Source organism: Streptomyces sp. NPDC093111 (genome assembly GCF_040683955.1).
Classification (GTDB): Bacteria; Actinomycetota; Actinomycetes; order Streptomycetales; family Streptomycetaceae; genus Streptomyces.
The window spans coordinates 284,768-310,330 of sequence record NZ_JBFBNW010000005.1 but is presented as its reverse complement, the minus strand read 5'-3'; the positions used below and the strand labels follow the sequence as shown (position 1 = coordinate 310,330).

Sequence of the window (25,563 nt, the reverse complement as noted above, 5' to 3'; positions counted from 1 at the left end):
GCGGTCCGGGTCGGCTCCCGTACGCCGGGAGGACCGTTCCGGGTACGACCGGGGGCTCACGGGGCGTCGCCGCTCCCTAGGGGACACCTGCGCCTAATCTGCCCCGGATGAACCAATTCACGCCTTCCGTACCGTATCGGCGGCCCCGGATGCTCTCCCCGCTGCGCGAGCACCTGCGGGACACCTTCTGGTTCGCGCCCGTGGCGTCGATGGTCCTGGTCACCCTGTTGTGGTGGGGGTGCTCCGCGATCGACACGGCGATCGTCGAGACCTTGCAGGACGCCGGTGAGTACGAGGTGGTCGCGGATCTCGCCGGGGTCGCCGAGGACGCGAAGACGATCGTGACGACGATCAGCTCGGCGATGATGACCTTCATCGGTGTGGTCTTCTCGATCTCCCTGGTCGCGGTGCAGATGGCGAGCGGGCAGTTCAGCCCCCGGATCGTGCGGATCTTCATCCGGAGCCGCATCACCAAGGCGACCTTCTCCGTCTTCCTCGCCACCTTCCTGCTGTCGCTGCTCGTGCTGACCTCGTACGAGAGCGAGACGGACCCGCGGCTGATGTCGACCGTGCCCCTGGTGCAGTCGATCCTGACGCTCGTCATGGTGGGCCTGAGCCTGTTGCTCTTCGTGGCCTACGTGAACCAGACGCTGCGGCTGATGCGGGTGGGGCACGTGGTCGACCGGATCACGGGTGAGGCGTTCCGGGTGATCGAGAAGACCCCGGCGTACGCCGCGCAGGCCCGGGACCTCGGACGGCCGACCGGCGAGCTGCTGCACCGGGGGCGCGCGGGGGTGCTCCGGGACGTGAACGTGGTGCTCCTGGTGGCGGCGGCCCGGCGGCACGGGGTGGTGCTGCGGCTGCTGCCGCGCATCGGCGACTTCGTGGTGCCGGGGACCCCGATCCTGGCCGTGTACGGCGGGACGGTGCCGCGCCGGGTGTCGGGCGCCGTGTCGGTGGGCATCGAGCGGACCTTCCACCAGGACCTGGGCTTCGGGCTGCGGCAGCTCTCGGACATCGCGCTGCGGGCCCTGTCCCCCGCCGTCAACGACCCGACGACGGCCGTGCAGGCGCTGGACCGGATCGTCCAGTTCCTGACGGCGCTCGCCACCCGGCCGCTGGGCCCGGTGGAGTACCGGGACGGGCGGCACGGCAGCGGGGAGGTCCGGCTCGTGCAGGACGGGCCCGAGTGGACGGACCTGGTGGATCTGGGGTTCGCCGAGATCCGGGGGTGCGCGGCGGACAGCCCGCAGGTGTCGCGGCGGATGCTCGCCGGCCTCGACGACCTGCTCGCCCGGGTGCCTCCGGAGCGGGCGGAGCCCCTGCTGCGGCACCGCACGCTGCTGGTCCGGCTGGTGGAGCGCACCGTGCCGGAGGCGGCGGACCGGGCGTTCGCCCTGGAGCCGGACCGTCAGGGCATCGGCTGAGCCGCCCCTCGGTCGAGGGGTCGAGGGGGCTAGGGGGCCAGGGGGCAAGAGTGGGGAGGTGGGAGCTCGACGCCCCCCGACGCCGGCTCCGTACGGCCAACATCGACGACCCCCGGCCTCAGGTCCAGTCCTCTCCGGAAGTCCGTCAGGTCGGAGGGGCGGTCCGCTCGGGCGGGAGCGGGATCGGGAGCGGCGGCGGGAGCGGGCCCGGTGGCTGCGCCCGCGCCCGCGCCCCCGGGTCAGCGGGGGCTCGTGCGGATCTCCGTCAGGCGGGCCGAGACGACCACGTTGCCCTCGTAGCCCCCGTCCCGCGCGTACGGCCCGCCGCAGGTGATCAGGCGGAGTTCCGGGCGTCCCGTCGAGCCGTAGACGCGGTCGGCGGGGAAGCCGTCCTTGGGGACGACCTCGATGCCGTACACGGTGAAGACGGCGGTCCGCCCGTCCGCGCGGGCGATCTCGACGCGCCGGTCCTTGGTGAGCGCGCCGAGGTCGTAGAAGACCCCGCGGCCCTCCGGGGTGTCGACGTGTCCGACGACGACGGCCGTGCCGCGTTCACCGGGGGTGACGGCGCCGGTGAACCAGCCGGCCGACGCGCGCGCGTCCGGGGGCGGGGCCTCGATCCAGCCGTCGGCGTCCAGGCCCACCTCGGCGACGGGCGCGTCGATGCGGACGGACGGCACCCTGACCCGTACGGGGAGCGAGGCGGGCAGCGGGCCGGGGGCGGCGGCCCCGGGGAGGAGACCGGCGGTGTCCGGGGCGGCGGCGGCCAGGGGCTGCGGGGGCCCGTCGGCCCGCAGCTCGTCCGCGCCGCCGCGCAGGAGGTGCACCCCGATCAGGAGGACGACGGCGACGACGCCCCAGGCACCGCGCCGTCCCGGCCCGCTCGACCCGTGCACCGTCCGTCCTCGCCTTCTCCTCGTACCCCCGCACGGGGGTGGTTGGCGCCCCTTCGCCCCGGTCCTCGTCACACCGGGGCGAAGGGGCCGTCTCGGGTTCCCCTGGGTCGTGTCCGGAAAGTAGCGCCGTCTGCCCGCGAGCCAGGCGGGACTCTCCGGACACGACCTAGGGCCCGGCTCAGGTGCCGAAGGTGTCGCGGCGGCGGATCAGCACCACGGCCGCGCCGAGCGCGCCCACGATGAGCACCGCGCCGGTGACGGCCTCGGTGGCGCCGATGCCGTCCGAGCCGTCGGCTCCCGCGGCGGTGCCGAAGCCGGCCTTGACGCCCTTGTGGGCTCCGGTGGTGCCGGTGGTGCCGCCGTTCTCGTGGCCGCCGTTCTCGTGGCCGCCACCGCCGGAGACGGTGAGCTTGGCGGCGCCGCGTTCGCCCTTGCAGTCGAAGGTGACCTCGTACTGGGCTCCCGCCTTGGCGTCGAAGTCGACGATGGCGGTGGACTGGCGGCCCTCGGTGAGGGTGACGGTGTCGAAGACGCCGGACTCGACGGTCACGGAGGGCACCTCGCAGCCGTCGGCCTTGAGGGTGACGGTGCCGCCGGGCGCGACGGTCTGCGGCGTCACGGAGTAGCCGAACGACGTGATGCCGTGGCCCGTGCCGTCGTTCGGACCGCCGCCGTCCTCCGCCAGGGCCGCCGGGGCGGCGAGGACGAGCGCGGTGGCGGCGAGGGGGGCGGCGAGCAGGGCTGCGGAAGCGACGCGTATCGCACGCATGGCGGATCCTCCAGATCACGCGAGGGGCGGACGCGGAGGGTTCCGCGGACGGGCCGTCGAAAGACCCTCGCCGCGATCGAAGCTAGGCGCGCCCCCGGTGCCCCGCCACCGGGCTCCGCCGAACGGGCCAGCGGGGCGGGGAGCCCGTCGGCCGGGGCGTCCGCCGCCCCGGCGCGGGCGTCACGGGACGCGGACGACCTGCCCCGCGTACGAGAGGTTGCCGCCGAAGCCGAAGAGCAGGACCGGCGCGCCGGAGGGCAGCTCGCCGCGCTCGACCAGCTTGGACAGGGCGAGCGGTACGGAGGCGGCGGAGGTGTTGCCGGAGTCGACCACGTCGCGGGCGACGACGGCGTTGACGGCGCCGATCTTCGCCGCGAGCGGCTCGACGATCCGCAGGTTGGCCTGGTGGAGCACGACGCCGGCGAGCTCCTCGGGGGTGACGCCGGAGCGCTCGCAGGCCTGGCGGGCCAGGGCGGGGAGCCGCTGGGTGGCCCAGCGGTAGACGGCCTGGCCCTCCTGGGCGAAGCGCGGCGGGGTGCCCTCGATGCGGACGGCGTGGCCCATCTCGGGGACCGAGCCCCACAGGACCGGGCCGATGGCGCCGGTGTCGGTCTCGGTGGCCTCGACGACCGCGGCGCCCGCGCCGTCCCCGACCAGCACGCAGGTGGTGCGGTCGGTCCAGTCGGTGACGTCGGTCATCTTGTCGGCGCCGATGACCAGGGCACGGCGGGCGGCGCCCGCCCGTACCGCGTGGTCGGCGGTGGCCAGCGCGTGGGTGAACCCGGCGCAGACCACGTTGAGGTCCATGGTCGCGGGCGACGCCATGCCGAGCCGGGCGGCCACCCGGGCGGCGGTGTTCGGCGAGCGGTCGATCGCCGTGGAGGTGGCGACCAGGACCAGGTCGATGTCGGCCGCGGTGAGGCCGGCGGCGGCGAGCGCCTTGCCGCCGGCGTGCGCGGCGAGCTCGTCGACCGGCTCCTCCGGGCCGGCGATGTGCCGGGTGCGGATGCCGACCCGGCTGGTGATCCAGTCGTCGCTCGTGTCGACCAGCGCGGCCAGATCGTCGTTGGTGAGCACCTTGGCGGGCTGGTAGTGCCCGAGCGCGGCGATTCGAGTGCCCGTCATACCCGGGACCCCCTCGGTGGTTCGTTCGTCGGCAGGACCCCCCAGTCTTGTGAGCGACTGATGGGTAACCGGTGACGTAAACCACCAAGATTCACCCGAAGTGCCTGTCCGACCGTGACAAGAGGACAATGGGGCGGTCAGGCCTCTGGGGCTTACGCACGGACGGAATCGAGTGCAGAGCATGGGACGGGTCACCGAGCGACGGCGGGTCGTGCGCATACGGGGCGGGGCGGTGAACGAGCGGCCGGACACCCTGGTGGCGGAGGAACCGCTGGAGATCCGCCTCAACGGGCGGCCGATCGCCATCACCATGCGCACGCCGGGCGACGACTTCGCGCTCGCCGCGGGCTTCCTGGTCAGCGAGGGGGTCCTCGGCGCCGCCTCCGACGTGCGGAACATCGTGTACTGCGCCGGCGCGAAGGACGACGGCTCCAACACGTACAACGTGGTGGACGTGCAGCTCGCGCCGGGCGTGCCGGTCCCGGACATCACGCTGGAGCGGAACGTCTACACCACCTCCTCGTGCGGCCTGTGCGGCAAGGCCAGCCTGGACGCGGTGCGCACCACGGCGCGCTTCCCCATCGCCGACGCTCCCCCGCTGCGGCTCGCCCCGGCCCTGCTGTCCGCGCTGCCCGACCGGCTGCGCGCGGCGCAGCGCGTCTTCGACCGGACCGGCGGCCTGCACGCGGCGGCGCTGTTCTCGGAGGACGGCGAGCTGCTGGACGTACGGGAGGACGTGGGCCGGCACAACGCGGTGGACAAACTGGTCGGCCGGGCGCTGCGGGAGGGCCTGCTGCCGCTGACGCGCGCGGTGCTCCTGGTCTCGGGGCGGGCCTCGTTCGAGCTGGCGCAGAAGGCGGTGATGGCCGGCCTCCCGGTGCTCGCGGCGGTGTCGGCGCCGTCCTCGCTGGCGGTGGACCTGGCGGCGGAGACGGGCCTGACGCTGGTGGGCTTCCTGCGCGGGGAGGACATGAACGTGTACGCGGGCGAGCACCGGATCGTGCTGGAGCGGGGGGTGTGACGGCGGGAGGGTGCGACGGCGGGCTGTGGCAGCGGGGCCGTGACGGCGGGGCGCTGACAGCGGGGCCGCAACGGCGGGCTGTGACGGCCGAGCTCTGACGGCGGGCTGTGACGGCGAGGCTTTGACGGCGGGCTGTGACGGCGAGGCTTTGACGGCGGGCTGTGACGGCGAGGCTTAACGGCCGGGCTGTGACGGCGAGGCTTAACGGCCGGGCTCCGACGGCGGCGTGGTCCGCTGGGGACGAGCGGGGCCGGGTGCCGCCGCGGCGGGGCGCGGCGGGCGAAGTGGCGGCGGGCCGGGCCCTGTTGCGCCGAGAGTGAAGCGCGGTCCGGGCGGCGACCCCGGCCGCTAGCGTCCGGGCGTATGACCACGATCACGACGCACACGGTCGCGTACCCGGCCGACGGCCTGACGATGACCGGGCACCTCGCGCTGCCCGCCGGCACCGGCCCCCGGCCCGCGGTCCTGGTCGGGCCCGAGGGGCCGGGGCTGAGCGACGTCGAGCGCGGCCGGGCCGAGGCCCTGGCCCGGCTGGGGTACGTGGCGCTGGCCTTCGACCTCCACGGCGGGCGCCTGCTCGACGACCCCGAGGAGATGCTGGCCCGCTGCATGCCACTGCTCGCGGACCCCGTCCGGATGCGGGACATCGGCCACGCGGCCCTCGACGTGCTGCGCGCGGAGCCGCGGACCGATCCCGGCCGGATCGCGGCCGTCGGCTACGGCACCGGGGGCGCGATCGCGCTGGAGCTCGGGCGGGACGGGGTCGGGCTGCGGGCCATCGCGACGGTGAACGCGCTGACCACGGGCCGACCGGGCGAGGCGGCGCGCATCCGCTGCCCGGTGTGGGCGGGGGTCGGCTCGCGGGACCCGATCATGCCACCCGCCCAACGGGAGGCGTTCGCCGCCGAGATGGAGGAGGCGGGCGTCGACTGGCGGCTGGTGGTCTACGGCGGGGCTCTGCACGCCTTCCACCACCCGCCGGTGCCCGGTCCGGTCGTCCCGGGGGTCGGCCACCACCCGCTGCACGCTCAGCGGGCCTGGCGGGACGTCGTCGCCGTTCTCGACGAGTGCGTGCCCGTGAGGACGCCGGTCGCCGCCTCCCACTGAGCGCGGGTCGGGCCGTCGTCCTGGGGCGTGAAGTCCGGGTGGGCGTCCAGCCAGGCGGTGAGGTGGCGTTCGACCTCCTCGGTGCCGTACGCGTCGGCCGCCGGGAGCAGGAGGTGGCGCACCTGGGCGCGGGCCCGCATGACGACGGGGTCGTCGAAGGCGCAGGCGCCCCGGGCGGCGGACCGGCGGTCTGCGGGCGGCTCGTCGCCGGTGAGGCGGCGTTCGTGGCCGCGGTCGGCGGTGACCTGGGCGTCGAACCACGGGCGGAGGGTCCGGGTGGTCCAGGCGTGGTAGCCGGCGGGGTCCGCGGCGACGGCGTCGGCGTGGGCGGCGAGGTACTGGGCGGCCTGGAGGCCGAGGGCCACTCCGTGCCCGAGGGTGGGGTTGGTGTGCAGGAGGCTGTCGCCGGCGTTGACGAGGCCGGTGACGACGGGGCCTTCGGCGTCGGCGAGGGAGGCCCAGCGGTTGTCCAGGCCGGCCATCGCCAGGACGCCGGAGCGGGGTTCCGGGTCCAGGTCGAGCCAGGCGGCGGTGGCGGGGAAGCGGCGGGCGGCGGCCTCGAAGACGGCGGGGTCGGTGAGCGCGCCGCGGGTGGGATCAGCGGTGGAGACCACCAGGTGCAGCGCGAAGGTGTCGTTGTCGGAGGGGAAGACGCCGGCGAGGGCGAACGGCGCGGACGAGCCGGTCTTCACCCGCCCGGGGTCGCGCGGGCCGTCGTCGCGCAGGCGGTACCAGCGGCAGAGGTAGGCGATGCCGGTGCGGTGGGCCTCGACGACGGGCGGCCGGCAGCCAGCCTCGACGAGCCAGCCGGGGACCGGCGAGCGGCGTCCGGAGGCGTCGACGACGAGGTCCGCGGCGTGGGTCTCGTCGGGGGGTCCGCCGAGGGGCCCGCTGGGGGGCGTGTCGGGGCGCGTGTCGGGGGTCGCGTCGGGGGTGGCCCGGCTCGTCCGTACGCCGGTGACGCGGGCGGGGCGGCCCGCCTCGATGGTGAGGCCGCGCACCCGGTGCCCGGTCCGGACGTCGACGCCGCCTTCCCGCCGTACGGCCGCCGCGAGGGCGGCCTCCAGGACGATACGGCGGGTCCGCACGGTCACCAGGTCCTCGTCGCCCGGCCGGTGCGGCGGACGCGTGTCGAACCAGTCGAAGTCGTGGTACTCCCGGGCGCCGCGGGCCAGCAGGTCCGCGTAGACGTCGGGGGCCTCGGCGCGCAGCACGGTGCGCACCGGCGCGAGGAACGAGTGGGGTTGGACGGCCTGGGGGACGCGGGGTCTGGTCCAGTGGTGGAAGTCGTGGTCCGGTTCGTCCCCGGCCTGTCGCGCGTCCTGCTCGAACAGCGTGACCTGGTGGCCCCGTCTGCCGAGCATCAGGGCCGTGCCCAGTCCGCTGATTCCCCCGCCGATCACCGCAACCCGCGCCACCCGGTTCCCCTTCGCGTCGTGTTGCGAACGGATCCTATCGAACGGCCTGTTCTAGTTCTTGGGCGGGTCGATCATCTGGAGTTGGAGGGTGGCCGGGGGCGGGACGACGCCGGGGCCGCCTGCCGCGGTCCAGGCGAGGACCTCGTCGAGGCAGTCCTGGTCGGCGCTCCAGCCGATCCACGCGGCCCGGCCGCCGCGGCGGCGGCCCTCGGTGGAGGGCTGGACCACGAGCACGTTGGCCTGGGCGCAGGGGCCGAGGCAGTCGCTGGTGCGGACGACGAGCCGGCCGCCGGAGGCCGCGGCGGCCTCGCGGAGGCGGGCGAGCTGCCCGGCGTGGTCCATGCCGGGGTTCTTGCGGGCGTCGCCGCAGCAGCAGCCGCGGCAGACGACGAGCGAGCAGGGGCGGGCCCCGTAACGTATCGGCACCGGGGTCACGCGGGGCCGTCCAGGGTGATGGCGGCGGTGGGGGCGACGGTGCCCAGGCGCGGGAAGTCGAGCTGGACGGAGGCGCGGTGTTCGTCGGCGGTGAGAGCGGTCATGGCGTCCTCGGCGAAGACGAGGTCGTAGCCCAGGTCGGCGGCGGCGCGGGCGGTGGACTCGACGCCGAGGTTGGTGGCGATGCCGCCGAACACGACGGTGGAGACGCCGTGTCCGGCGAGCAGCTCGTGCAGACCGGTGTCGTGGAAGCCGCCGATGGTGCGCTTGACGACCACGGCGTCGTCCGGGTGGACGAGCGCGGCGACGAGCTCGCTGCCGGGCGGCTGGGTGTCGACGCCCGGCCGTTCGACCCGGATGTGGACGACGGGCGCGCCGGCGGTCCGGAAGGCGTGGGCGAGGCGGTCGGCCGCGGCCAGGACGTCGGTGCCGGAGTGGGGGGCGAGGGGCAGCGCGACGATGCGTTCCATCAGGTCGACGAGGACGAGCGCGGTGCGGCCGGGTGCGAGTGCGGGCATGGGAGCACCGTAGCGGCCCCGATGATCACCGCGGGGTGGCCGGGGATGTGATCCCGCCAACGGGCTCGGCGTCCGGGCCGCGCGCAGCCCCCGCCGACCGCCCGGTCGCCGGGGGCGGCGGGCTGGTCGGCGGGGGCGGCGAACTGGTGGGTGGGCGCGGCCTGATGGGCAGGCGCGGGCCGGTCGGCGGCGCGAGCTGGTGGGCAGGCGCGGCCTGGTCGGCGGGGCAGGCTGGTGGGCAGGCGCGGCCTGGTCGGCGGGGCAGGCTGGTGGGCAGGCGCGGCCTGATGGGCACGCGCGGCCTGGTCGGCAGGCGCAAGACCGGCTGCCGCGGCCTAGCGGGCACGCACGGCCTAGCGGGCACGCACGGCCTAGCAGGCAGGCGCGAGGCGGTCGGCAGCCGCGGCCTAGCGGGCAGGCGCGGCCTGATCGGCGAGCGCGGCCTGATCGGCGGTGTCCTGGCTCGTGTCCGTGTCCTCCGGGTCGCGCGAGCGGCGCTTCGCGATCACCGCGCAGACCATCAGCTGCATCTGGTGGAAGAGCATCAGCGGCAGCACCGCGAGCGCGGCCTGGGCGCCGAACAGCACGCTCGCCATCGGGAGTCCGGCCGCCAGGCTCTTCTTGGAGCCGGCGAACTGGATCGCGATCCGGTCCGCCCGGCCGAAGCCGAGCCGCTTCGCCCCGTACCAGGTCAGCGAGAGCATCACGGCGAGCAGCACCGCCTCCACCGCCACCAGCATCCCGAGCCTGGCGGGGGTGACCAGGTGCCAGACGCCCTGGGTCATGCCCGCGCTGAAGGCGGTGTAGACGACGAGCAGGATCGAGCCCCGGTCGACGTAGCCGAGCACCTTCTTGTTCCGGACCAGGAAGCCGCCGACCCAGCGGCGCAGCAGCTGTCCCGCCACGAAGGGCACGAGCAGCTGGAGCACGATCTTCACCAGCCCGTCCCCGGAGAGGCCGCCCGCGCTGTTGCCGAGCAGGGCCGCGGCGAGGAGCGGGGTGAGGACGATGCCGGCGAGCGAGGAGAAGGAGCCGGCGCAGATCGCGGCGGGCACGTTGCCGCGCGCGATCGAGGTGAAGGCGATCGAGGACTGGATGGTGGACGGCACCAGGCACAGGAAGAGGAGGCCGCTGTGGAGGGAGGGCGTGAGCACCGTCGGCACCAGAGCGCGCGCCGCCAGCCCGAGCACCGGGAAGAGGACGAACGTGCAGACCAGGACGGTGATGTGGAGCCGCCAGTGCTTCAGTCCTTCCAGCGCCTCGCGGGTCGACAGGCGTGCCCCGTAGAGGAAGAACAGCAGCGCGACGGCCGCCTTCGAGGCGCCCTCCGCCACCGTCGCGGCGGTCCCGGAGGCGGGCAGCAGCGCGGCCAGGCCGACCGTGCCGAGCAGCGCCAGTATGTACGGGTCGACCGGCAGCCAGGACGGCAGCAGGGGCCTGCGGGACGGGCGGGGCGGGCGGGAACTCATGCGTCCATCCTGGTGGACCGGCCGCCGATCGGGAATCCCGCACAGCACACTGACTGTCATCACGAACCGTGATAGCCGCCGCCGCGCGCGGTACGGTCGGCGGGTGACCGTGACCGTGTACGAGCCGACGCAGCTGCGCACCTTCCTCGCGGTCGCGCAGACCCTGAGCTTCACCCAGGCGGCCCGGAGGCTCGGGCTGCGCCAGTCGACCGTGAGCCAGCACGTGCGCCGCCTGGAGGAGGCGACCGGCCGCCCCCTCTTCGTCCGGGACACGCACGGGGTGGAGCTGACCGAGGACGGCGAGGCGATGCTCGGCTTCGCCCGCGCGATCCTGGAGGCGCACGAGCGGGCGGCGGCCTTCTTCACCGGGACCCGGCTGCGCGGGCGGCTGCGCTTCGGGGCCTCGGAGGACTTCGTGACGACCCGCCTCCCGGAGATCCTGGAGGCCTTCCGGCGCGAGCACCCCGAGGTCGACCTGGAGCTCACGGTGGAGCTCTCCGGCACGCTCCAGTCGCGGCTGGAGGCCGGGCGGCTCGACCTGATCCTCGCCAAGCGGCGGGGTGACGAGACCGGCGGCGAGCTGGTCTGGCAGGACGTGCTGGTGTGGATCGGCTCGCCGCGGCTGCGGATCGACCCGGAGCGCCCGGTGCCGCTGATCGTCTTCCCGCCGCCCGGGATCACCCGGGCCCGCGCCCTGGAGGCCCTGCGGGAGCAGGGGCGGCCCTGGCGGATCGCGTGCACCAGTACGAGCCTGAGCGCGAACGTGGCGGCGGCCCGCGCCGGCCTCGGGGTCATGGCGCACACCCGCGGCCTGGTCCCGCAGGGCCTGGCCGAGGTCCCGGCGCGGGCGGGGCTGCCGGAACTCGGCGCGGTCGACTTCGTGCTCCGCAAGGGGCGGCGGGGCGGGGCGACCCAGGACGCGGCGGACGCCCTCGCCGCGGCGATCCTGGCGGGCGGCGACCGGCTGCACCGGCCACGGTGAGGCGGGGCCCGACCCGCTCCCGATCCGCTCCCGCTCTGCCCCTGCCCCACTCCCGATTCGCCCCCGATCCGCCCCGACCCGCCCCCGACCCATCCCCCGTCGAGAACGGCCGACATCCCTCTTGCGCTCCCCGCGCCCCCTCCGGACCCGGTCTCCCGGTGAGCGCTCGGTACAGATTCCGTGGAGATTCCCCGCCGCGGGACTTACCGGCGGTCACGCAACGAGGCCCCGACTCCTTCCACTTGCCCGGTTTCCCGGGCCTGACCTGTGGATACGGTCAATGTCGCGGCTTGGTGAAGGCCCTCCCGCCCGTGAGCGCCGTGGGGTACCGTCACCGGCGCCGTACGGATGGCGACATCGAGTGGGCGAGGAGCAGGTCAGTGCGCGAGTTCACCGTGCCGCCCGTCGAGGCGGCGCCTCAGGTCGGCGGTCTGGCGGACGCCGTGTTCGATCATGCCGAGCGGGATCCGGACAGGGTCGCCCTCGGCCGCAAGGACGCCGAGGGCGAGTGGCGTGATGTGACCGCTGCCGCGTTCCGCGACGAGGTGCTGTCCCTCGCGAAGGGGCTCATCGCGCACGGGGTGCGGTTCGGCGACCGGGTCGCGATCATGTCGCGGACCCGGTACGAGTGGACCCTCTTCGACTTCGCGCTGTGGACGCTGGGCGCGCAGCCGGTGCCGGTCTATCCGACCTCCTCGGCCGAGCAGGTCTTCTGGATGCTGCACGACGCCGAGGTCACCGCGTGCGTGGTGGAGCACGAGGACCACGCGATGACGATCGGCTCGGTGATCGACCGGCTGCCCCGGCTGCAACGCCTGTGGCAGCTGGACGCGGGCCGCGGCGCGGTCGCGGAGCTGGTCGAGGCGGGCGTCGAGATCGACGAGGACGTGGTGCACCGGCACCGGCGGGCGGTGACGCCCGATTCGGTGGCGACGGTCATCTACACCTCGGGGACGACGGGCCGCCCCAAGGGCTGTGTGATCACCCACGCCAACTTCATGTTCGAGACGGACATGCTGATCGGGCGCTGGGAGCCGGTGTTCCGCTCCCGTCCGGGGGACGCCGCGTCCACGCTGCTCTTCCTGCCGCTCGCGCACGTCTTCGGGCGGATGGTGGAGGTGGCGGCGATCCGGGGCGCGGTGAAGGTGGGCCACCAGCCGGTGATGGCCGCCGCCGAGCTGCTGCCGGACCTGGCCGCGTTCCGGCCCACGTTCGTGCTGGCCGTGCCGTACGTCTTCGAGAAGGTGTTCAACGCGGCCCGGCGCCGCGCCGAGTCGGAGGGCAGGAGGGGCCCGTTCGACAAGGCCGTGGACGTGGCGGTCCGCTACGCGGAGGCGCTGGAGCACAAGGCCTTCGGCATCGGTCCGGGTCCGTCGGCGGCGCTGCGGATGCAGCACCAGTTCTTCGAGAAGACGGTGTACGGGAAGGTCCGCGACGCGCTCGGCGGCCGGGTGCGGCACGCGATGTCGGGCGGCTCGGGCATGGACCGGCGGCTGGGCCTGTTCTTCGAGGGCGCCGGGGTGACGGTCTTCGAGGGGTACGGCCTGACGGAGTCGTCGGCGGCGGCGACGGCGAACCCGCCGGAGCGCACGAAGTACGGGACCGTGGGGCAGCCGGTGCCGGGGACGACGGTGCACATCGCGGAGGACGGCGAGGTGTGGCTGCACGGTGGGCAGGTGTTCTCCGGCTACCTCAACGACCCCCGGTCGACGGCGGCCGTGCTGAACGACGGCTGGCTGGCCACCGGGGACCTGGGCGTCCTCGACGAGGACGGCTATCTGACGATCACCGGGCGGAAGAAGGAGATCCTGGTGACCTCGGGCGGCAAGAGCGTCGCCCCGGCCGGCCTGGAGGAGCGGGTGCGCAACCATCCGCTGGTGGCCCAGTGCATCGTCGTGGGCAACGACCGGCCGTACGTCGCCGCGCTGGTCACGCTGGACCAGGAGGCCGTGGACCACTGGCTCTCGATGCAGAACCGGGCCCCGCTGCCGGCCGCCGAGCTGGTGCGGGACCCGGTACTGGAGGCGGAGATACGGCGGGCGGTGGTGACGGCGAACACCGCCGTGTCGCAGGCCGAGTCGATCCGCACCTTCCGCATCCTGGCGCACCCGTTCAGCGAGGAGCACGGGCTGCTCACCCCGTCCCTGAAGCTGAAGCGGAAGGCGATCGAGAAGGCGTACGCGGTGGAGGTCGACGCGCTGTACGGCTGACCCGGGCGGGTCCGGAGCGAGGCCGGAGCGGGGCCGGAGCGAGGCCGGAGCGGGCCCGGAGCGGGCCCGGAGCAGGGCCGGAGGACCGGACATGGCCTCGCCAAACACTACTGACGCATCATCAATTGACGTCGCATCAGTTATTGACGGTTCATCAGGTCACTCACAGAATGCGGTCACCCGACGGAGGGATGACCGACCGTGTCCAGAACGATCCGCACCCTGGCCACCGCGGCGGCGGCCCTGCTCCTCGCCACCGCCTGCAACTCCGCCTCCACCAACGGCGGTCCGACGAAGCCCACGGACGCGAAGGGGACGGTACGCGGAGTGACCGCCGACTCGGTCAAGGTCGGCGGCATCGTCTCCATGACCAGCGCCAGCGGCTACTCCAAGAAGGACACCGACCTCGGCGCCCGGGCCCGCTACGACCGGGCCAACGCGGAGGGCGGCGTCAACGGGCGCCGCATCGAGTACCTGGGCGCCGAGGACGACGGCCAGGACCCCGCCCGCAACCTCGCCGCCGCCCGCAAACTGGTCCAGCAGGAGCAGGTCTTCGCGGTCGCGCCGATGAGCTCGGTGACCTTCGCGGGCGCCGACTTCCTCGACTCCCGGGCCGTCCCCACCGTCGGCTGGGGCACCCTGCCCTCCTTCTGCGGCCCGAAGCACCTCTACGGCTTCAACGGCTGCCTCGTCCCCACCCCCGGCGGCACCCTCAACCAGACCTGGCCCGAGGGGCTCGCCACCGTCCTCGGCGGCGCGAAGGGCCGCTCGGTCGCGCTGATCGCCGGCGACAGCGACGCCGGGCGCTTCGGCATCCGCACCTTCACCCAGGGCTTCCGGGCCGCCGGCTTCGGACTCGCCTACGCCAAGGCGTCCGTGCCCGCCACCTCCCTGCCGAGCGACTGGTCCGCGTACACCAAGGAGATCCTGCGCTCCGGGCCCGGCGGCCGGGCCCCGGACGCCGTGGTGTCGGTCATGCAGACCCCGTACAACATCGGTCTGTTCACCGCGCTCAAGCGGGCCGGGTACAAGGGCGTGCTCTCCGACCCGACCGACTACGACCCGGGGCTGCTCGCCAAGGACGCCACCCGGCAGGCCCTCGACGGGGTCGTGGTGCTGCTCCAGTTCCAGCCCTTCGAGTCCGACAGCCCGGCGATGCGCCGGTTCAAGGCGGACATCAGGAAGGCGGCGGGCGGCAAGGACGTACCGCTGAACATGCACATGCTCACCGGGTACATGAGTGCCGACCTCTTCCTCTCCATCGCCGCCAAGGCCGGCAAGGAGCTCAGCGTCGAGTCCTTCCAGAAGGCGGCGGCCGGCTTCTCCGACACCGGCACCCTCGTCGGCGACCGGGCCGAGCCCAAGGGCCAGAAGGAGAGCTTCGGCTGCGGCGCGCTCGTCCGGCTGACGAACGGGCGGTACGAGGTGGCCGTGCCCTTCCGCTGCTACCCGCCGATCCCCTTCGCGTAGGGGCGCGGTCACGTGGGCGACCTCCTGGGCTTCGTGCTGAGCGGTCTGGTCTCCGGGGCGCTGTACGCGCTGCTGGCGACCGGTCTTGTGCTCTCCTCCGCCGCCTCCGGGCTCTTCAACTTCGCGCACGGCGCGACGGCGTACCTGTGCGCGCTCGCCTTCTACGAGCTCCACTCCGGCTTCGGCTGGCCCGCCGTGCCGACCGCCCTGCTGCTCGTCCTCGGCGTGGCGCCCTGCCTCGGCTGGGCGCTGGACCGGCTGATGTTCCGGAAGCTGGCCCGGGTCGGCGAGACCGCGCAGATCACGGCGACGATCGGCCTGCTGGTCGCGCTCCCGGCGGCCGGGCTGTGGGCGGTGGAGCTGCTGGAACGGGCCGGGGCCCCCGTCAGGCCCGCCGAGAACCAGTTCGGGCTGCCGGGGGTCGGGCCGAGCCCGGCGGTCTCCTGGCAGCCGTTCGAGGGGCTCGGCGTCGACGGGGTCGGCGTCGACTCCGACCAGCTGATCACCTGGCTGGTGACGGCGGCCGTGGCGGCCGGCCTGTGGGTGCTGCTGCGGCACACCCGGCTCGGGCTGCGGCTGCGGGCCGCCGTCGACAACCGCTCCCTCGCCGAACTGCGCGGCGTGGACGCCGACCGGCTCTCCTCCGTCGCCTGGATGCTGTCGTCCGCGCTCGCCGGTCTCGCCGGAGTGCTCGCGACGCCGCTGCTCGGGCTCTCCGCGCACGACTACACCCTCTTCCTCTTCGTCTCGGCGACCGCCGCCGTCCTCGGCCGCTTCGCCTCCGTGCCGCTCGCGTTCGCGGGCGGGCTGGCACTGGGCGTGGTGCAGAACCTGGTCGCCGGGTACGCGAGTTTCGCCGAGGGCCTGACCGGCTTCCGCACGGCGGTGCCGTTCCTGATCCTGTTCGCCGGCCTGGTGCTGCTGGCCCGGCGGGAGCGGGCCGCGGGCACCGCCGCCGCCGACCCGCCGCCCGACGACCGGCTCGCGGGCCTCGGGCCGCTGCGCCGCTGGGGCCCGTGGGCGCTGGCCGGGGCGCTGCTGTGCGCGGCCTTCTACACCGTCACCACCCCGTTCTGGAGCGGCATCCTCGCCCAGGGCCTCGCCATCGGGCTCGTCTTCCTCTCCTTCGCGGTGGTGACCGGGCTCGGCGCGATGGTGTCGCTGGCCCAGTCCACGTTCGTGACGAGCGCGGCGCTGGTGGCCGGGCTGCTGATGAGCCGCGGCTGGCCGTTCGCGGCGGCGGCGCTCGCGGGCACGGCGGTGGCCGGGCTGCTCGGCGCGGTCGTGGCGCTGCCCGCGCTGCGCCTCGGCGGGCGCTCCCTGGCCCTGGCGACGCTCGCCCTGGCCTTCCTCGCCGACCAGGTCCTCTTCCAGTTCGGGTGGCTGCGCAACGGCGACACCGGCTGGGAGATCCCGCGCCCGGTCCTCGGGCCGCTCGACCTGTCCGACGACCGGGCGATGGGCGTCGTCCTCGTCCTGCTCAGCGCGGCGGGCGTCGCCGGGCTGACCCGGCTGCGGAACTCCCGGCGGGGCCGGGCGATGCTCGCGGTCCGCTCGGCGCCCGCCGCCGCGGCGGCCTCGGGGGTGTCGGTGGTGCGCACCAAGCTGCTGGTGTTCACGGTGTCGGCGGCCCTCGCCGGTTTCGGCGGGGTGCTCTACGCCTCGTACAACACGCGGGTCACGGCGACCGACTTCCCGGCGATGACGGGCCTGGTGTGGCTCGCGGTGGTGGTCGCGGCGGGCGTGCGGCGCCCGCAGTACGCGGTGCTCGCGGGGCTGGTCTTCGCGGTGGCCCCGCAGCTGCTCGCCCAGTACGTGACGGACTCCGCCCATCTGCCCGTCGTGCTGTTCGGCCTCGCGGGCCTGGCCCTCGCCAACGACCCGGACGGGTACGCGGCGGCCGTCCCCGCCCGCTGGGCGGCCCGCCGGGCGAGGGCCGCCGCCGCGAAGGCCGAGGCCGGAGCCCGGCCCGCGCCGGTCGCGCCGCCACGCCCGGCGGCCCTGGAGCTCACCTCCGTACGGGCCGGGTACGGCGGCGGAGCGGATGTGCTGCACGGCGTCGACCTGCTCGTACGGCCCGGGGAGATCGTCGCCGTCCTCGGGGCCAACGGCGCCGGGAAGTCCACCCTGTGCCGGGTCGCCGGCGGGCTCCTCGCGGCCAGGGAGGGCGCGGTCCGGGTCGACGGGACCGAGGCGCGCGGCGACTCGGCGGTCGCGCGGGCCCGGCGCGGGGTGCGGCTCGCACCCGAGGGGCGGGGCATCTTCGCGGGGCTCTCCATCGAGGAGAACCTGGCGCTCCAGCTCCCCGGCGCCGAGGACCGGGAAGCCGTCTACGCCCGCTTCCCCGCGCTCGCCGCCCGCCGCGCCGTGCCCGCCGGCTCGCTCTCCGGCGGCGAACAGCAACTGCTCGCCCTCGCCCCGCTGCTCCAGCGCCCGCCCGCCGTCCTCGTCGCCGACGAGCCGTCCCTCGGGCTGGCGCCCCGCGTCGTCGACGAGGTGTTCCGGCTGCTCGCCGAGCTGAGGGCGCGGGGCACCGCGCTGCTCCTGGTCGAGGAGAAGGCCGCCGAGGCGCTGGGGCTCGCGGACACCGTCGCCTACCTGGCCGAGGGGCGGATCGTGTGGTGCGGGCCGCGCGCCGAGGCCGACGCCGACCGGCTGGCCGACGCCTACCTGGGAACGGGGGTCCGGACATGAGCGAGGGCACGCTGCTCGACGCCCGGGGCATCGGGGTCCGCTTCGGCGGGGTCCGAGCCCTCGACGACGTCGACATCTCCGTACGGTCCGGTGAGGTCTGCGGCCTCATCGGGCCCAACGGGGCGGGGAAGACGACCCTCTTCGACGTGCTGTCCGGGATCCGGCGCCCGGACCGGGGCCGGGTCCTCCTGGACGGTACGGACGTCTCGCGCCGCTCCCCCGTGTGGCGGGCCCGGCACGGGGTGCGGCGCACCTTCCAGCGCCAGCAGCTCTTCGGCCAGCTGACGGTGACGGACAACCTGGTCGTCGCCCAGGAGTGGCGCCGGGGCCCGGTCGCGGCCCGCCGGGCCCGGGCCGCCCGGGTGCTGCGCTCCTGCGGGCTCGACGCGCTCGCCGGCGCGTACGCGGGCGCGCTGCCGGTCGGGCAGGCCCGGATGGTGGAGCTGGCCCGGGCGCTGGCCGACCCGCCGCGGCTGCTCCTGCTCGACGAGCCCGCCTCCGGCATGTCGGCCGAGGAACGCGGGCAACTCGCGGCCGTGGTGCGCTACATGGCGGACGAGGAGGGGTGCGCGGTGCTGCTCGTCGAGCACCACGTCTCCTTCGTGATGGAGCTGTGCGCCCGGGTCGTGGTGCTCGACCTGGGCCGGGTGCTGGCCGAGGGACCGGCGGAACGGGTGCGGGCCGACCCAAGGGTGCGGGCGGCGTATCTGGGGACGGCGGAGGGGGCCGAGGAGACCAGGGGGTCGGCGCCGGCGGGCGGGCCGCGCGCGGCGGCCGGCCCGGCCGATTCCTCCCGCACGGCGGAGTCGTCCGGCACGGCGGAATGAGATCGGCGCGCCGATCGTTGAAGCTGACACCTGCAATGGACGACGAACGTAAGGATCGACCGCTCGTGAGCACGGACAGCAAGGTCCCCTTCCTCACCCTCAACAACGGCGTGCGGATGCCGCAGCTCGGCTTCGGCGTCTGGCAGGTGCCGGACGCGGAGGCCGAGCAGGCCGTCGGCACGGCCCTTGAGGCGGGCTACCGCTCCATCGACACCGCCGCCATCTACGGCAACGAGACCGGCACCGGCAAGGCCGTCGCCGCCTCGGGTCTGCCCCGCGAGGAGCTCTTCGTCACCACGAAGCTGTGGAACAGCGACCAGGGCTACGACTCGACCCTGCGCGCCTTCGACGACTCGCTCGGCAAGCTGGGCCTGGAGTACGTCGACCTGTACCTGATCCACTGGCCGGTGCCGAACAAGGGGGCGTACGTCGACACGTACCGCGCCTTCGAGAAGATCCTGGCCGACGGGCGCGCCCGGGCCATCGGCGTGTCGAACTTCCTGCCCGAGCACCTGGAGCACCTGATCGGCGAGACCTCGGTGGTGCCCGCGGTCAACCAGATCGAGCTGCACCCGCAGCTCCCGCAGGCCGCCTCCCGCGCCGCGCACGAGCGGCACGGCATCGCGACCGAGGCGTGGTCGCCGCTGGGCCAGGGCCGGGGTCTGCTCGACGTCCCCGCGATCGTCGCCATCGCCCGCAAGCACGCCCGCACTCCGGCCCAGGTGGTGCTGCGCTGGCACATCCAGCTGGGCAACCTGGTCATCCCCAAGTCGGTGACCCCGTCCCGCATCCGCGAGAACATCGCCGTCTTCGACTTCACGCTGGACGCGGAGGACCTCGCGGGCCTCGCCGCCCTCGACGAGGGCCGCCGCCTCGGCCCGGACCCGGCCGAGTTCCACGTCGGAGCCTGATCCATGCAGGTCACGGAGGGGGTCTACCGGGTACGGAACGTGGCCAGCGGGCTCCTTCTGGAGGTGTACGAGGGGTCCACGCGCAGCGGGGCCCCGGTGCGGCAGGCCGTGGACCGGGGCACCCCGGGCCAGCACTGGCACATAGCGCCGGTCCCGAACGGCGGCGGCCTCTACCACCTGGTGAACGTCGCCGGGGGCAAGCGCCTCGACGTGAAGGGCGCCTCAACGGAGAACGGCGCGGCGGTCCAGCAGTGGAAGCCGAACAACTTCGGCGCCCAGGAGTGGACCATCGAGGAGGACCTCCAGTCGCCGGGCACGGTGGCGCTGGTCAGCTTCGTCAGCGGGCTGCTCCTGGAGGTCGCTGACGGCTCGCCGGAGGACGGCGCCGACGTGCGGCAGTGGGAGGACACCGACTCCCCGGCGCAGTGGTGGCGCCTGGAGCCGGTGTCCTGAGCCCGGGCCTCAGCCGTCCTTGCGCCCCGTGTGGACGGTCCGGGCACTGAGCAGGAACAGGTCCGGGCGGCGGTGCAGGGAGAGCGGGTCGGCCGGGTCGAGCAGCCGGTCGAGGGCCGCGCGGTCGTCGGCCGCGAGGCTCTCGACCAGGCCGTCGCGCTGCCGCTCGTAGTGGGCGACGATCTGTCCCCGTACCTCCGCCGGCAGCGGCGCCGGGACGTCGGACAGGAAGCTGCGGGTGCCGCTCGGGGTGAGCCCGGCGCCGCTGAGCAGCGCGTTCCAGTCGTCGATCTCGTCCTTGGCGTCGGGCAGCGAGGCCCGCATCTCGCCGAACCAGTCGGCGGCGGCCGCGTCGATCCGGGCCTCCAGGCCCGGGCGTCCGACGCCGGCGTTCCACGGCAGGTGCCGGGCCGGCAGCCCGCCTTCGGCGAGGGCGATGATCCCGCCGGGGTTCAGCACCTTGGCGAACGAGGTGAGCGCGGCCTGCTGGTCGCCGATGTGGTGCAGGGAGTGGCTGGCCCAGATCAGGTCGGCGGTGCCCAGCGCGTCGAAGTCGGCGGGGAGTTCGGCGCGCAGGGTGGTGACCCGGTCGCCGAGCCCGCGGGCCTCGGCGCGCTCCTTGGCGAGGGCGAGGAGTTCGGGGGTCGCGTCGACGGCGACGACCTCCGCCTCCGGGAAGGCCTCGGCGAGCAGGGCGGTGACGACCCCGGGCCCGCTGCCGAAGTCCAAAACCCTGCGGACCCGCGCGGCGGGGGCGAGGGCGGCCAGCCAGGCGGCGGCCTCCGTGTAGAGGGGGCTCGCGGTCTCGGCCTGCGCGGTGAGGAGCGGTGCGAGCTCGGCCCAGTCGAGGTGGGTGTGGTCGTGGTGGTGGCCGGAGCCCTTGCCGTGACCGTGGCCTTCGCCCGTGCCGTGGGCGTCTCCGTGGCCGTGCCCGTGCCCGTGGCCGTGGCCCTTGCCCTGCCGGTGTCCGTCGTGGAGGTCGTTTTCGCTCATGCGGACAGCGTGCGCCGCTTCTGCCGGAAGTGCGAGGAAACTTGCCGTTCCGGCAAGCATCCGGGCGTCCCGTCCCGGCGCCCGGGTCAGCCCCGCGCGCCGCGGTGCTCCTGCGGGCTCACCCCGCGGACCCGCTTGAAGGCGGCGCTCAGCGCGAACGCGCTGCTGTAGCCGACCTGGCGGGCGACGGACTCCACGGTGACGTCGCTCTCCCGCAGCAGGTCGGCGGCGCGCGCGATCCGCCAGCCGGTGAGGTACGCCATCGGGGGCTCCCCCACCAGCTCGGCGAAGCGCCGGGCGAGCGCGGCCCGGGAGACGCCCGCCTTCTCGGCGAGCGAGGCGACGGTCCACGGGTGGGCCGGGTCGTTCTGCAGCAGCCGCAGCGCGCGCCCCACCACCGGGTCGCCCATCGCCCGGTACCAGGCGGGCGCCTCGGCGCCGGGGCGGGAGAACCAGGCGCGGACGGCGGCGATCAGCAGCAGGTCCAGCACCCGGTCGAGGACGACGCTCTGGCCGGGCTCGTCGCGGGAGATCTCGTCCTCCAGGAACGGCATGAGCGGGCAGTCCCACACCTCGGCCGGCAGGTGGAGCAGCCCGGGCAGCGCGTCCATGAGCCGACGGCTGACCTCGCCGGCCAGCAGGTAGGTGCCGACGAGGACGCTGGTGCCGCCGTCGGGGGCGTTGCCCCAGGTCCGTACGCCCAGGTCCATCGCCTCGGCGAGCGGCTCGCCGCGCAGGGTGGTGCAGCGTCCGCCGGGCCCGATGACGGCGGAGGGCGGCGCGTCGGGGGCGTGGGCGACGGTGTACGGCGCGGGGCCGCGGGCGATGGCGATGTCACCGGGGCGCAGCAGGACGGGCGCTCCGCGCTCGGGCACGACCCAGGCCTCGCCGTGGGTGACGCACATCAGACAGAGCGGGGCCCGGTCCTCGATCCGTACGGACCAGGGCGGGTCCATGACCATGCGGAGGATGAAGGCGCCCTGGGCCCTCGGCCCGTCGAGCAGGCCGGCGAGTGCGTCCATGGCGGCAAGCGTAGACGGACGCGTATGCGGGTGAGTCTGTGGAGCATGGGAACGCGGCGGCCGGGCCGCGAAGGTGGAGCCATGACGAACACGACGCACCACACGACGAACACGACGAACACGACCGACACCACCGACACCACCGACACCACCGACACGAAGAGCACGACGGACACCGCGAGCGGCGCGGGCCGCGCCGACGGAACGGACGGCGTCACGGTGTCGACGGTCCTCGTGACCGCGGCGACCGGGAAGACCGGCCGCCGGGTGGCGGAGGGGCTGGCCGCGTACGGCGCGCGGGTGCGGGCGGGATCGCGGGCCGGCACCACCCGCTTCGACTGGGAGGACGCCGCCACCTGGGGCCCGGCCCTGGACGGCGCGGACGCCGCGTACGTCAACTACTACCCCGATCTCGCCGCGCCCGGCGCGGTGGAGGCGGTGCGGGCCTTCGGCGAACTGGCACTCGCGCACGGGGTGCGGCGGGTGACGCTGCTGTCCGGGCGGGGCGAGCCGGAGGCGTTGGCGGCGGAGGAGGCGCTGCGCGCGACCGGGGTCGAACTCACCGTGGTCCGGGCCTCGTTCTTCGCGCAGAACTTCGACGAGGGGCTGCTCGCGGAGGGCGTCGCAGCCGGCACGATCCCGTTCCCCGCGGGCGACACGGCCGAGCCTTTCATCGACGCGGACGACCTCGCGGACGTGATCGTGGCGACGCTGGTCCAGGACGGGCACGCGGGCCTGGTGCACGAGGTGACGGGCCCGCGTCTGCTGACCTTCGCCGAGGTGGCCGCGGAGGTGTCCCGGGCGGCCGGCCACGAGGTCGCGTACCTGCCGATGAGCGAGCCCGAGTTCGCGGGCATGCTGGGCGGGTTCGGGCTTCCGGAGCCGGAGGCGGTCTGGCTGGCGGGCCTGTTCGCGACGCTGCTCGACGGGCACAACGCGTCGGTGACGGACGGGGTGCAGCGGGTCCTCGGCCGGGAGCCCCGTGACTTCTCGGCGTACGCGGAGCGGGCGTTCGGCGCGGGGGCGAAGACGGCGCGGGCGGACGTACGGGCGTGACGCCGGGCCGGGGCCCCGGCGCGTCGATGGGCGTCGCCGCCTCACCCGTACCGCGCGGCCAGGGTCCGTGCCGTCGCGGCGACGCGGGCGCGGAGGTCCTCGGGGGCGAGGACCTCCACCTCCTCGCCGAGGGCGAGCAGGAAGCCGTGCGCGTGCTCGGGGGACTCCACGGGCAGAGTGGCCCGGGTCCAGCCGTCGGGCTCCGGGGTGCCGTTCTCGGCGAGGGCCCGGGCGGCGGCGCCGGTGAGCCGGGCGGCGCCGCGTGGGGAGAGCCGGACGAGGGCGTCGCCCTGGTGCAGCCGGGCGTGGAAGTCGGCCTGGCTCGCCCGCCAGTGGGCCGGCAGGTCGAAGTCGTCGGGGATCCGGGCCTCCTCGTCGGTGACGGTGAGGTCGAGGATCTGGTCGACCCGGTAGGTGCGGGGTCCGGGCCCGGCGACCAGGTACCAGCGGCCGGCCTTCAGGACGAGCCCGTACGGTGCGAGTCTGCGGTCGACCTCGGTCGGCTCCTTCCAGCGGCTGTAGCGGACCGCGAGCACCCGCCCGGTGCGCACGGCCTCGGCGACCTGGGCGAGGAAGGGGACCTCGGTCTCCTCCGCGTACCAGCCGGGGGCGTCGATGTGGAAGCGGGCCCGCAGCCGGTCGACGTGCTCCCGCAGCGGGGCGGGGAGGGCCGCGCGCAGCTTCAGCTGGGCGTCCGCGAAGTGCCCGCCCAGGCCGAGCTCGTCGGCGGCGACGGGCAGTCCGGCGAGGACGAGGGCCTCGGCCTCGCGCGCGTACAGGTCGGTGAGGCGGGAGCGGTGGCCGGCGAGCAGCCGGTAGCCGCCGCGATGGCCGGCGTCCCCGTACAGCGGCACGCCGGCGGCGTGCAGCGCCTCCACGTCGCGGTAGACGGTCCGGACCGAGACCTCCAGCTCCTCGGCGAGCCGGGCCGCGGTCATGGTGCCCCGGGTCTGGAGGAGCAGCAGGATGGACAGGAGTCGGCTGGACTTCACTGACACAAGGTGTCAGTGAAGGGTTCCTACAGTCCAGCCATGGCTTTCGCAGAGAAGAACCTCTTCGTCCTGGAGCCGGTCGAGATCGCCGGCCGGCACGTCAAGCGCTACCACGTCACCGCCGACCCGGGCGGCATCGAGCCGGAGGTGGAGCAGGCGGCGTACGCGCTGCTCCCCGAGCTCCTTCCGGAGCCGGACGGCACCCCGGCGGCGGCCTTCGCGGTGCTGCACCGGGGCGGCGACACCGGCGCGTACCTGAACGTCTACAGCTGGGTGTGGGACAACGTGCTCCACTTCGGCGGCGCGGCGGCGGGCCAGCCGGCCCTGGACTGCCCCGACACCGATCCGGCGCACTTCGTCCGCGTCGCCCCGGGCGCGCGGAACTGGATCGGCTGTGTGTGGGAGCTGGCACCGCTCGGCCACGAACGGGACGCCTGGGTACGGCACATGCTGGCCCCGGACCGCCCGGACCTGGCGGGCTACCTCGCGGACGCGCTGACGTCCGGGACGACGGGGGCGACGGGGACGACGGAGGCGGCAGCGGCGACGGAGGTAACGAGGACGACGGGGACGACGGGGACGACGGGGACGACGGAGGCGGGCGCGGGGCCGGTCGCCGGGCGCCCCTAGCGCTTCACGAACAGGGCCAGCCGGTAGTCGGGGGCGTCGCGGGGGCGGTCCTGGTCCGGCAGGGCCGCGAGGGCGGTCGTCAGCCGGTCCACGGTCGCGGGGGTGCCGTGGAACCAGGAGGCGTAGTAGCCGCGCCGCAGCTTCTCGGCGGTGCCGCGCGGGGTGGCGCCCTGGCCGTGGCCGGTGAAGCTCGTGCCGGGTGCGGGCGTGAGGCCGTGGGCGACGGCGTGGGCGGTGACGAGGCCGGCCCGGTCGGAGCCGCTGTCGGGGGCGCGGTGCGGGCGCAGCACGGCGTCGATGTCGCTGCCGACGTCGTGGGCGGTGTCCTTGTCGACGGTGGCGACGAGGACACCGCCGGGGCGCAGCACCCGGGCCGCTTCGGCGACGATCCGCCCGGTGAAGGGGACGAGGTGGAGGAGCCAGATCGCGCTGACCGCGTCGACGGAGGCGTCGGGCAGCGGGAGGTGGCGGGCGTCGGCGCGCACGGCACGGCCCGGGAGGCGTCCGGCGGCGGTCCGCAGCATGGCGTGCGCGGCGTCGGCGCCGTAGACGGTGAGGCCGGGCCGCGCGAGGCGTTCGGTGACGAGGCCGGTGCCGCAGGCGACGTCGACGAGGGTGCGGGTGCCGGGCGGAAGGAGCCGCAGCACGGCCGCGGCGGCGGCTTCCGCCCTGGGCACCCCGCCGCGGGTCTCGTCGTAGCGCGCGGCCTCGGTCTCGTAGTCGAGCATGGTCTCCCCCATGCGGTGATCGTACGGGGGGGGGTTGCGCGGGGTCAGTTCGCGCCGTGTCCGGGGGCCACCGCCTCGACGCGGTCGGCGAGCGCGAAGTCCTTGTCGGTGACGCCGCCGGCCGTGTGGGTGTTCACGGACAGGACGACGCTGTTGTAACCGAGCGTCAGATCGCTGTGGTGGTCCAGCTCCTGCTGGATCGAGGCGACGTGGACGACGAGGGCGGTCGCGGCGAAGTGGTCGGCGAGCCGGTAGGTGCGGGTGATGCGGTCACCGTCGAGGGACCAGCCGGGGAGCTCCCGCAGGCGGTCCTCGATCTCCTTCTGCGACAGCGGCTGTGTGGGCACGTGTTGCTCCCTCCGGTCGGGTCCTGCGGTGACCTGGTGGCCACGGGGGAGAAGGTACCCGAG

23 protein-coding genes and 1 pseudogene are annotated in these 25,563 nt (G+C 74.9%); 12 read left to right on the top strand and 12 right to left on the bottom strand.

The window, feature by feature from the left end; translation table 11 throughout:
• The first annotated feature begins 107 nt into the window (after positions 1-107).
• Positions 108-1,427, top strand: a complete 1,320-nt coding sequence (locus AB0Q96_RS10765; protein WP_365323818.1) for a DUF2254 domain-containing protein — start codon at positions 108-110, stop codon at positions 1,425-1,427.
• Positions 1,428-1,666: 239 nt separating this feature from the next.
• Here the strand turns inward: AB0Q96_RS10765 and AB0Q96_RS10760 are convergent, their stop codons facing one another.
• The 3 genes from AB0Q96_RS10760 to AB0Q96_RS10750 all read right to left on the bottom strand — a co-directional run bounded on the left by AB0Q96_RS10760 (position 1,667) and on the right by AB0Q96_RS10750 (position 4,217).
• The gene (locus tag AB0Q96_RS10760; RefSeq protein WP_365323817.1) at positions 1,667-2,323 is read right to left on the bottom strand and encodes a class F sortase; all 657 of its coding nucleotides are present in this window, start codon (positions 2,321-2,323) and stop codon (positions 1,667-1,669) included.
• 178 nt (positions 2,324-2,501) lie between these two features.
• Positions 2,502-3,092, bottom strand: coding sequence for a hypothetical protein (locus AB0Q96_RS10755; RefSeq protein ID WP_365323815.1), 591 nt, complete (start codon positions 3,090-3,092; stop codon positions 2,502-2,504).
• Between the two features lie 180 nt (positions 3,093-3,272).
• Positions 3,273-4,217 carry a beta-ketoacyl-ACP synthase III gene (locus tag AB0Q96_RS10750; RefSeq protein ID WP_365323813.1) on the bottom strand — a complete coding sequence of 315 codons (945 nt, stop codon included), beginning with the start codon at positions 4,215-4,217 and terminating at the stop codon, positions 3,273-3,275.
• A gap of 181 nt (positions 4,218-4,398) precedes the next feature.
• Between AB0Q96_RS10750 and fdhD the strand changes: the two genes are divergently transcribed.
• Complete coding sequence (gene fdhD, locus AB0Q96_RS10745; protein ID WP_365323811.1) at positions 4,399-5,238, top strand: formate dehydrogenase accessory sulfurtransferase FdhD; 840 nt, start codon at positions 4,399-4,401, stop codon at positions 5,236-5,238.
• 363 nt (positions 5,239-5,601) lie between these two features.
• Positions 5,602-6,345 carry a dienelactone hydrolase family protein gene (locus AB0Q96_RS10740; RefSeq protein WP_365323809.1) on the top strand — a complete coding sequence of 248 codons (744 nt, stop codon included), beginning with the start codon at positions 5,602-5,604 and terminating at the stop codon, positions 6,343-6,345.
• Here AB0Q96_RS10740 and AB0Q96_RS10735 read toward each other — a convergent pair.
• The 4 genes from AB0Q96_RS10735 to AB0Q96_RS10720 all read right to left on the bottom strand — a co-directional run bounded on the left by AB0Q96_RS10735 (position 6,267) and on the right by AB0Q96_RS10720 (position 10,185).
• Positions 6,267-7,763: an FAD-dependent oxidoreductase gene (locus AB0Q96_RS10735; protein ID WP_365323807.1), complete on the bottom strand. Its 1,497-nt coding sequence runs from the start codon at positions 7,761-7,763 to the stop codon at positions 6,267-6,269. The genes AB0Q96_RS10740 and AB0Q96_RS10735 overlap by 79 nt on opposite strands.
• Before the next feature lie 51 nt (positions 7,764-7,814).
• Positions 7,815-8,198, bottom strand: coding sequence for a (2Fe-2S) ferredoxin domain-containing protein (locus tag AB0Q96_RS10730; RefSeq protein WP_365323805.1), 384 nt, complete (start codon positions 8,196-8,198; stop codon positions 7,815-7,817).
• The gene (locus AB0Q96_RS10725; protein WP_365323803.1) at positions 8,195-8,716 is read right to left on the bottom strand and encodes an isochorismatase family protein; all 522 of its coding nucleotides are present in this window, start codon (positions 8,714-8,716) and stop codon (positions 8,195-8,197) included. Before AB0Q96_RS10725 ends, AB0Q96_RS10730 begins: the two co-directional genes overlap by 4 nt.
• A 407-nt stretch (positions 8,717-9,123) precedes the next feature.
• On the bottom strand, positions 9,124-10,185 hold the full coding sequence (locus AB0Q96_RS10720) for a bile acid:sodium symporter family protein (protein ID WP_365323801.1): 1,062 nt from the start codon (positions 10,183-10,185) through the stop codon (positions 9,124-9,126).
• Positions 10,186-10,300: 115 nt separating this feature from the next.
• Between AB0Q96_RS10720 and AB0Q96_RS10715 the strand changes: the two genes are divergently transcribed.
• The 7 genes from AB0Q96_RS10715 to AB0Q96_RS10685 all read left to right on the top strand — a co-directional run bounded on the left by AB0Q96_RS10715 (position 10,301) and on the right by AB0Q96_RS10685 (position 19,732).
• Entirely contained in the window at positions 10,301-11,167 is an 867-nt protein-coding gene (locus AB0Q96_RS10715) for a LysR substrate-binding domain-containing protein (protein ID WP_365324064.1), read from the top strand.
• A 380-nt stretch (positions 11,168-11,547) separates the two neighbouring features.
• A complete protein-coding gene (locus AB0Q96_RS10710; RefSeq protein ID WP_365323799.1) occupies positions 11,548-13,377 on the top strand; it encodes an AMP-dependent synthetase/ligase in 1,830 nt (609 codons plus the stop codon).
• Between the two features lie 201 nt (positions 13,378-13,578).
• On the top strand, positions 13,579-14,847 hold the full coding sequence (locus tag AB0Q96_RS10705; protein ID WP_365323797.1) for an ABC transporter substrate-binding protein: 1,269 nt from the start codon (positions 13,579-13,581) through the stop codon (positions 14,845-14,847).
• 12 nt (positions 14,848-14,859) lie between these two features.
• The gene (locus AB0Q96_RS10700) at positions 14,860-17,541 is read left to right on the top strand and encodes an ATP-binding cassette domain-containing protein (RefSeq protein ID WP_365323795.1); all 2,682 of its coding nucleotides are present in this window, start codon (positions 14,860-14,862) and stop codon (positions 17,539-17,541) included.
• The gene (locus AB0Q96_RS10695) at positions 17,538-18,368 is read left to right on the top strand and encodes an ABC transporter ATP-binding protein (protein ID WP_365323793.1); all 831 of its coding nucleotides are present in this window, start codon (positions 17,538-17,540) and stop codon (positions 18,366-18,368) included. The genes AB0Q96_RS10700 and AB0Q96_RS10695 overlap by 4 nt, the downstream gene beginning before the upstream one ends.
• 116 nt (positions 18,369-18,484) lie before the next feature.
• Positions 18,485-19,279, top strand: a complete 795-nt coding sequence (locus tag AB0Q96_RS10690; RefSeq protein WP_365324062.1) for an aldo/keto reductase — start codon at positions 18,485-18,487, stop codon at positions 19,277-19,279.
• Positions 19,280-19,282: 3 nt separating this feature from the next.
• Positions 19,283-19,732 (top strand): RICIN domain-containing protein, encoded by a 450-nt coding sequence (locus AB0Q96_RS10685; RefSeq protein ID WP_365323791.1) that lies wholly within the window; start codon positions 19,283-19,285, stop codon positions 19,730-19,732.
• A 9-nt stretch (positions 19,733-19,741) separates the two neighbouring features.
• Here the strand turns inward: AB0Q96_RS10685 and AB0Q96_RS10680 are convergent, their stop codons facing one another.
• Both AB0Q96_RS10680 and AB0Q96_RS10675 read right to left on the bottom strand, forming a co-directional pair.
• Positions 19,742-20,725: a methyltransferase domain-containing protein gene (locus tag AB0Q96_RS10680; protein ID WP_365323789.1), complete on the bottom strand. Its 984-nt coding sequence runs from the start codon at positions 20,723-20,725 to the stop codon at positions 19,742-19,744.
• A gap of 86 nt (positions 20,726-20,811) precedes the next feature.
• Positions 20,812-21,747: an AraC family transcriptional regulator gene (locus AB0Q96_RS10675; RefSeq protein ID WP_365323787.1), complete on the bottom strand. Its 936-nt coding sequence runs from the start codon at positions 21,745-21,747 to the stop codon at positions 20,812-20,814.
• An 81-nt stretch (positions 21,748-21,828) separates the two neighbouring features.
• Between AB0Q96_RS10675 and AB0Q96_RS10670 the strand changes: the two genes are divergently transcribed.
• Entirely contained in the window at positions 21,829-22,803 is a 975-nt protein-coding gene (locus AB0Q96_RS10670; RefSeq protein ID WP_365323785.1) for an NmrA family NAD(P)-binding protein, read from the top strand.
• A 41-nt stretch (positions 22,804-22,844) separates the two neighbouring features.
• Here AB0Q96_RS10670 and AB0Q96_RS10665 read toward each other — a convergent pair whose 3' ends face one another.
• Positions 22,845-23,795, bottom strand: a complete 951-nt coding sequence (locus AB0Q96_RS10665; protein ID WP_365323783.1) for a YafY family protein — start codon at positions 23,793-23,795, stop codon at positions 22,845-22,847.
• A 39-nt stretch (positions 23,796-23,834) separates the two neighbouring features.
• Here AB0Q96_RS10665 and AB0Q96_RS10660 point away from each other — a divergent pair.
• Positions 23,835-24,311 (top strand): annotated as a pseudogene (locus AB0Q96_RS10660) (hypothetical protein); the annotation flags it as partial.
• Positions 24,312-24,421: 110 nt separating this feature from the next.
• Here the strand turns inward: AB0Q96_RS10660 and AB0Q96_RS10655 are convergent.
• Positions 24,422-25,153, bottom strand: a complete 732-nt coding sequence (locus tag AB0Q96_RS10655; protein WP_365324060.1) for a class I SAM-dependent methyltransferase — start codon at positions 25,151-25,153, stop codon at positions 24,422-24,424.
• Between the two features lie 44 nt (positions 25,154-25,197).
• Positions 25,198-25,500 carry a 4a-hydroxytetrahydrobiopterin dehydratase gene (locus AB0Q96_RS10650; RefSeq protein WP_329425848.1) on the bottom strand — a complete coding sequence of 101 codons (303 nt, stop codon included), beginning with the start codon at positions 25,498-25,500 and terminating at the stop codon, positions 25,198-25,200.
• Positions 25,501-25,563: the final 63 nt, after the last annotated feature.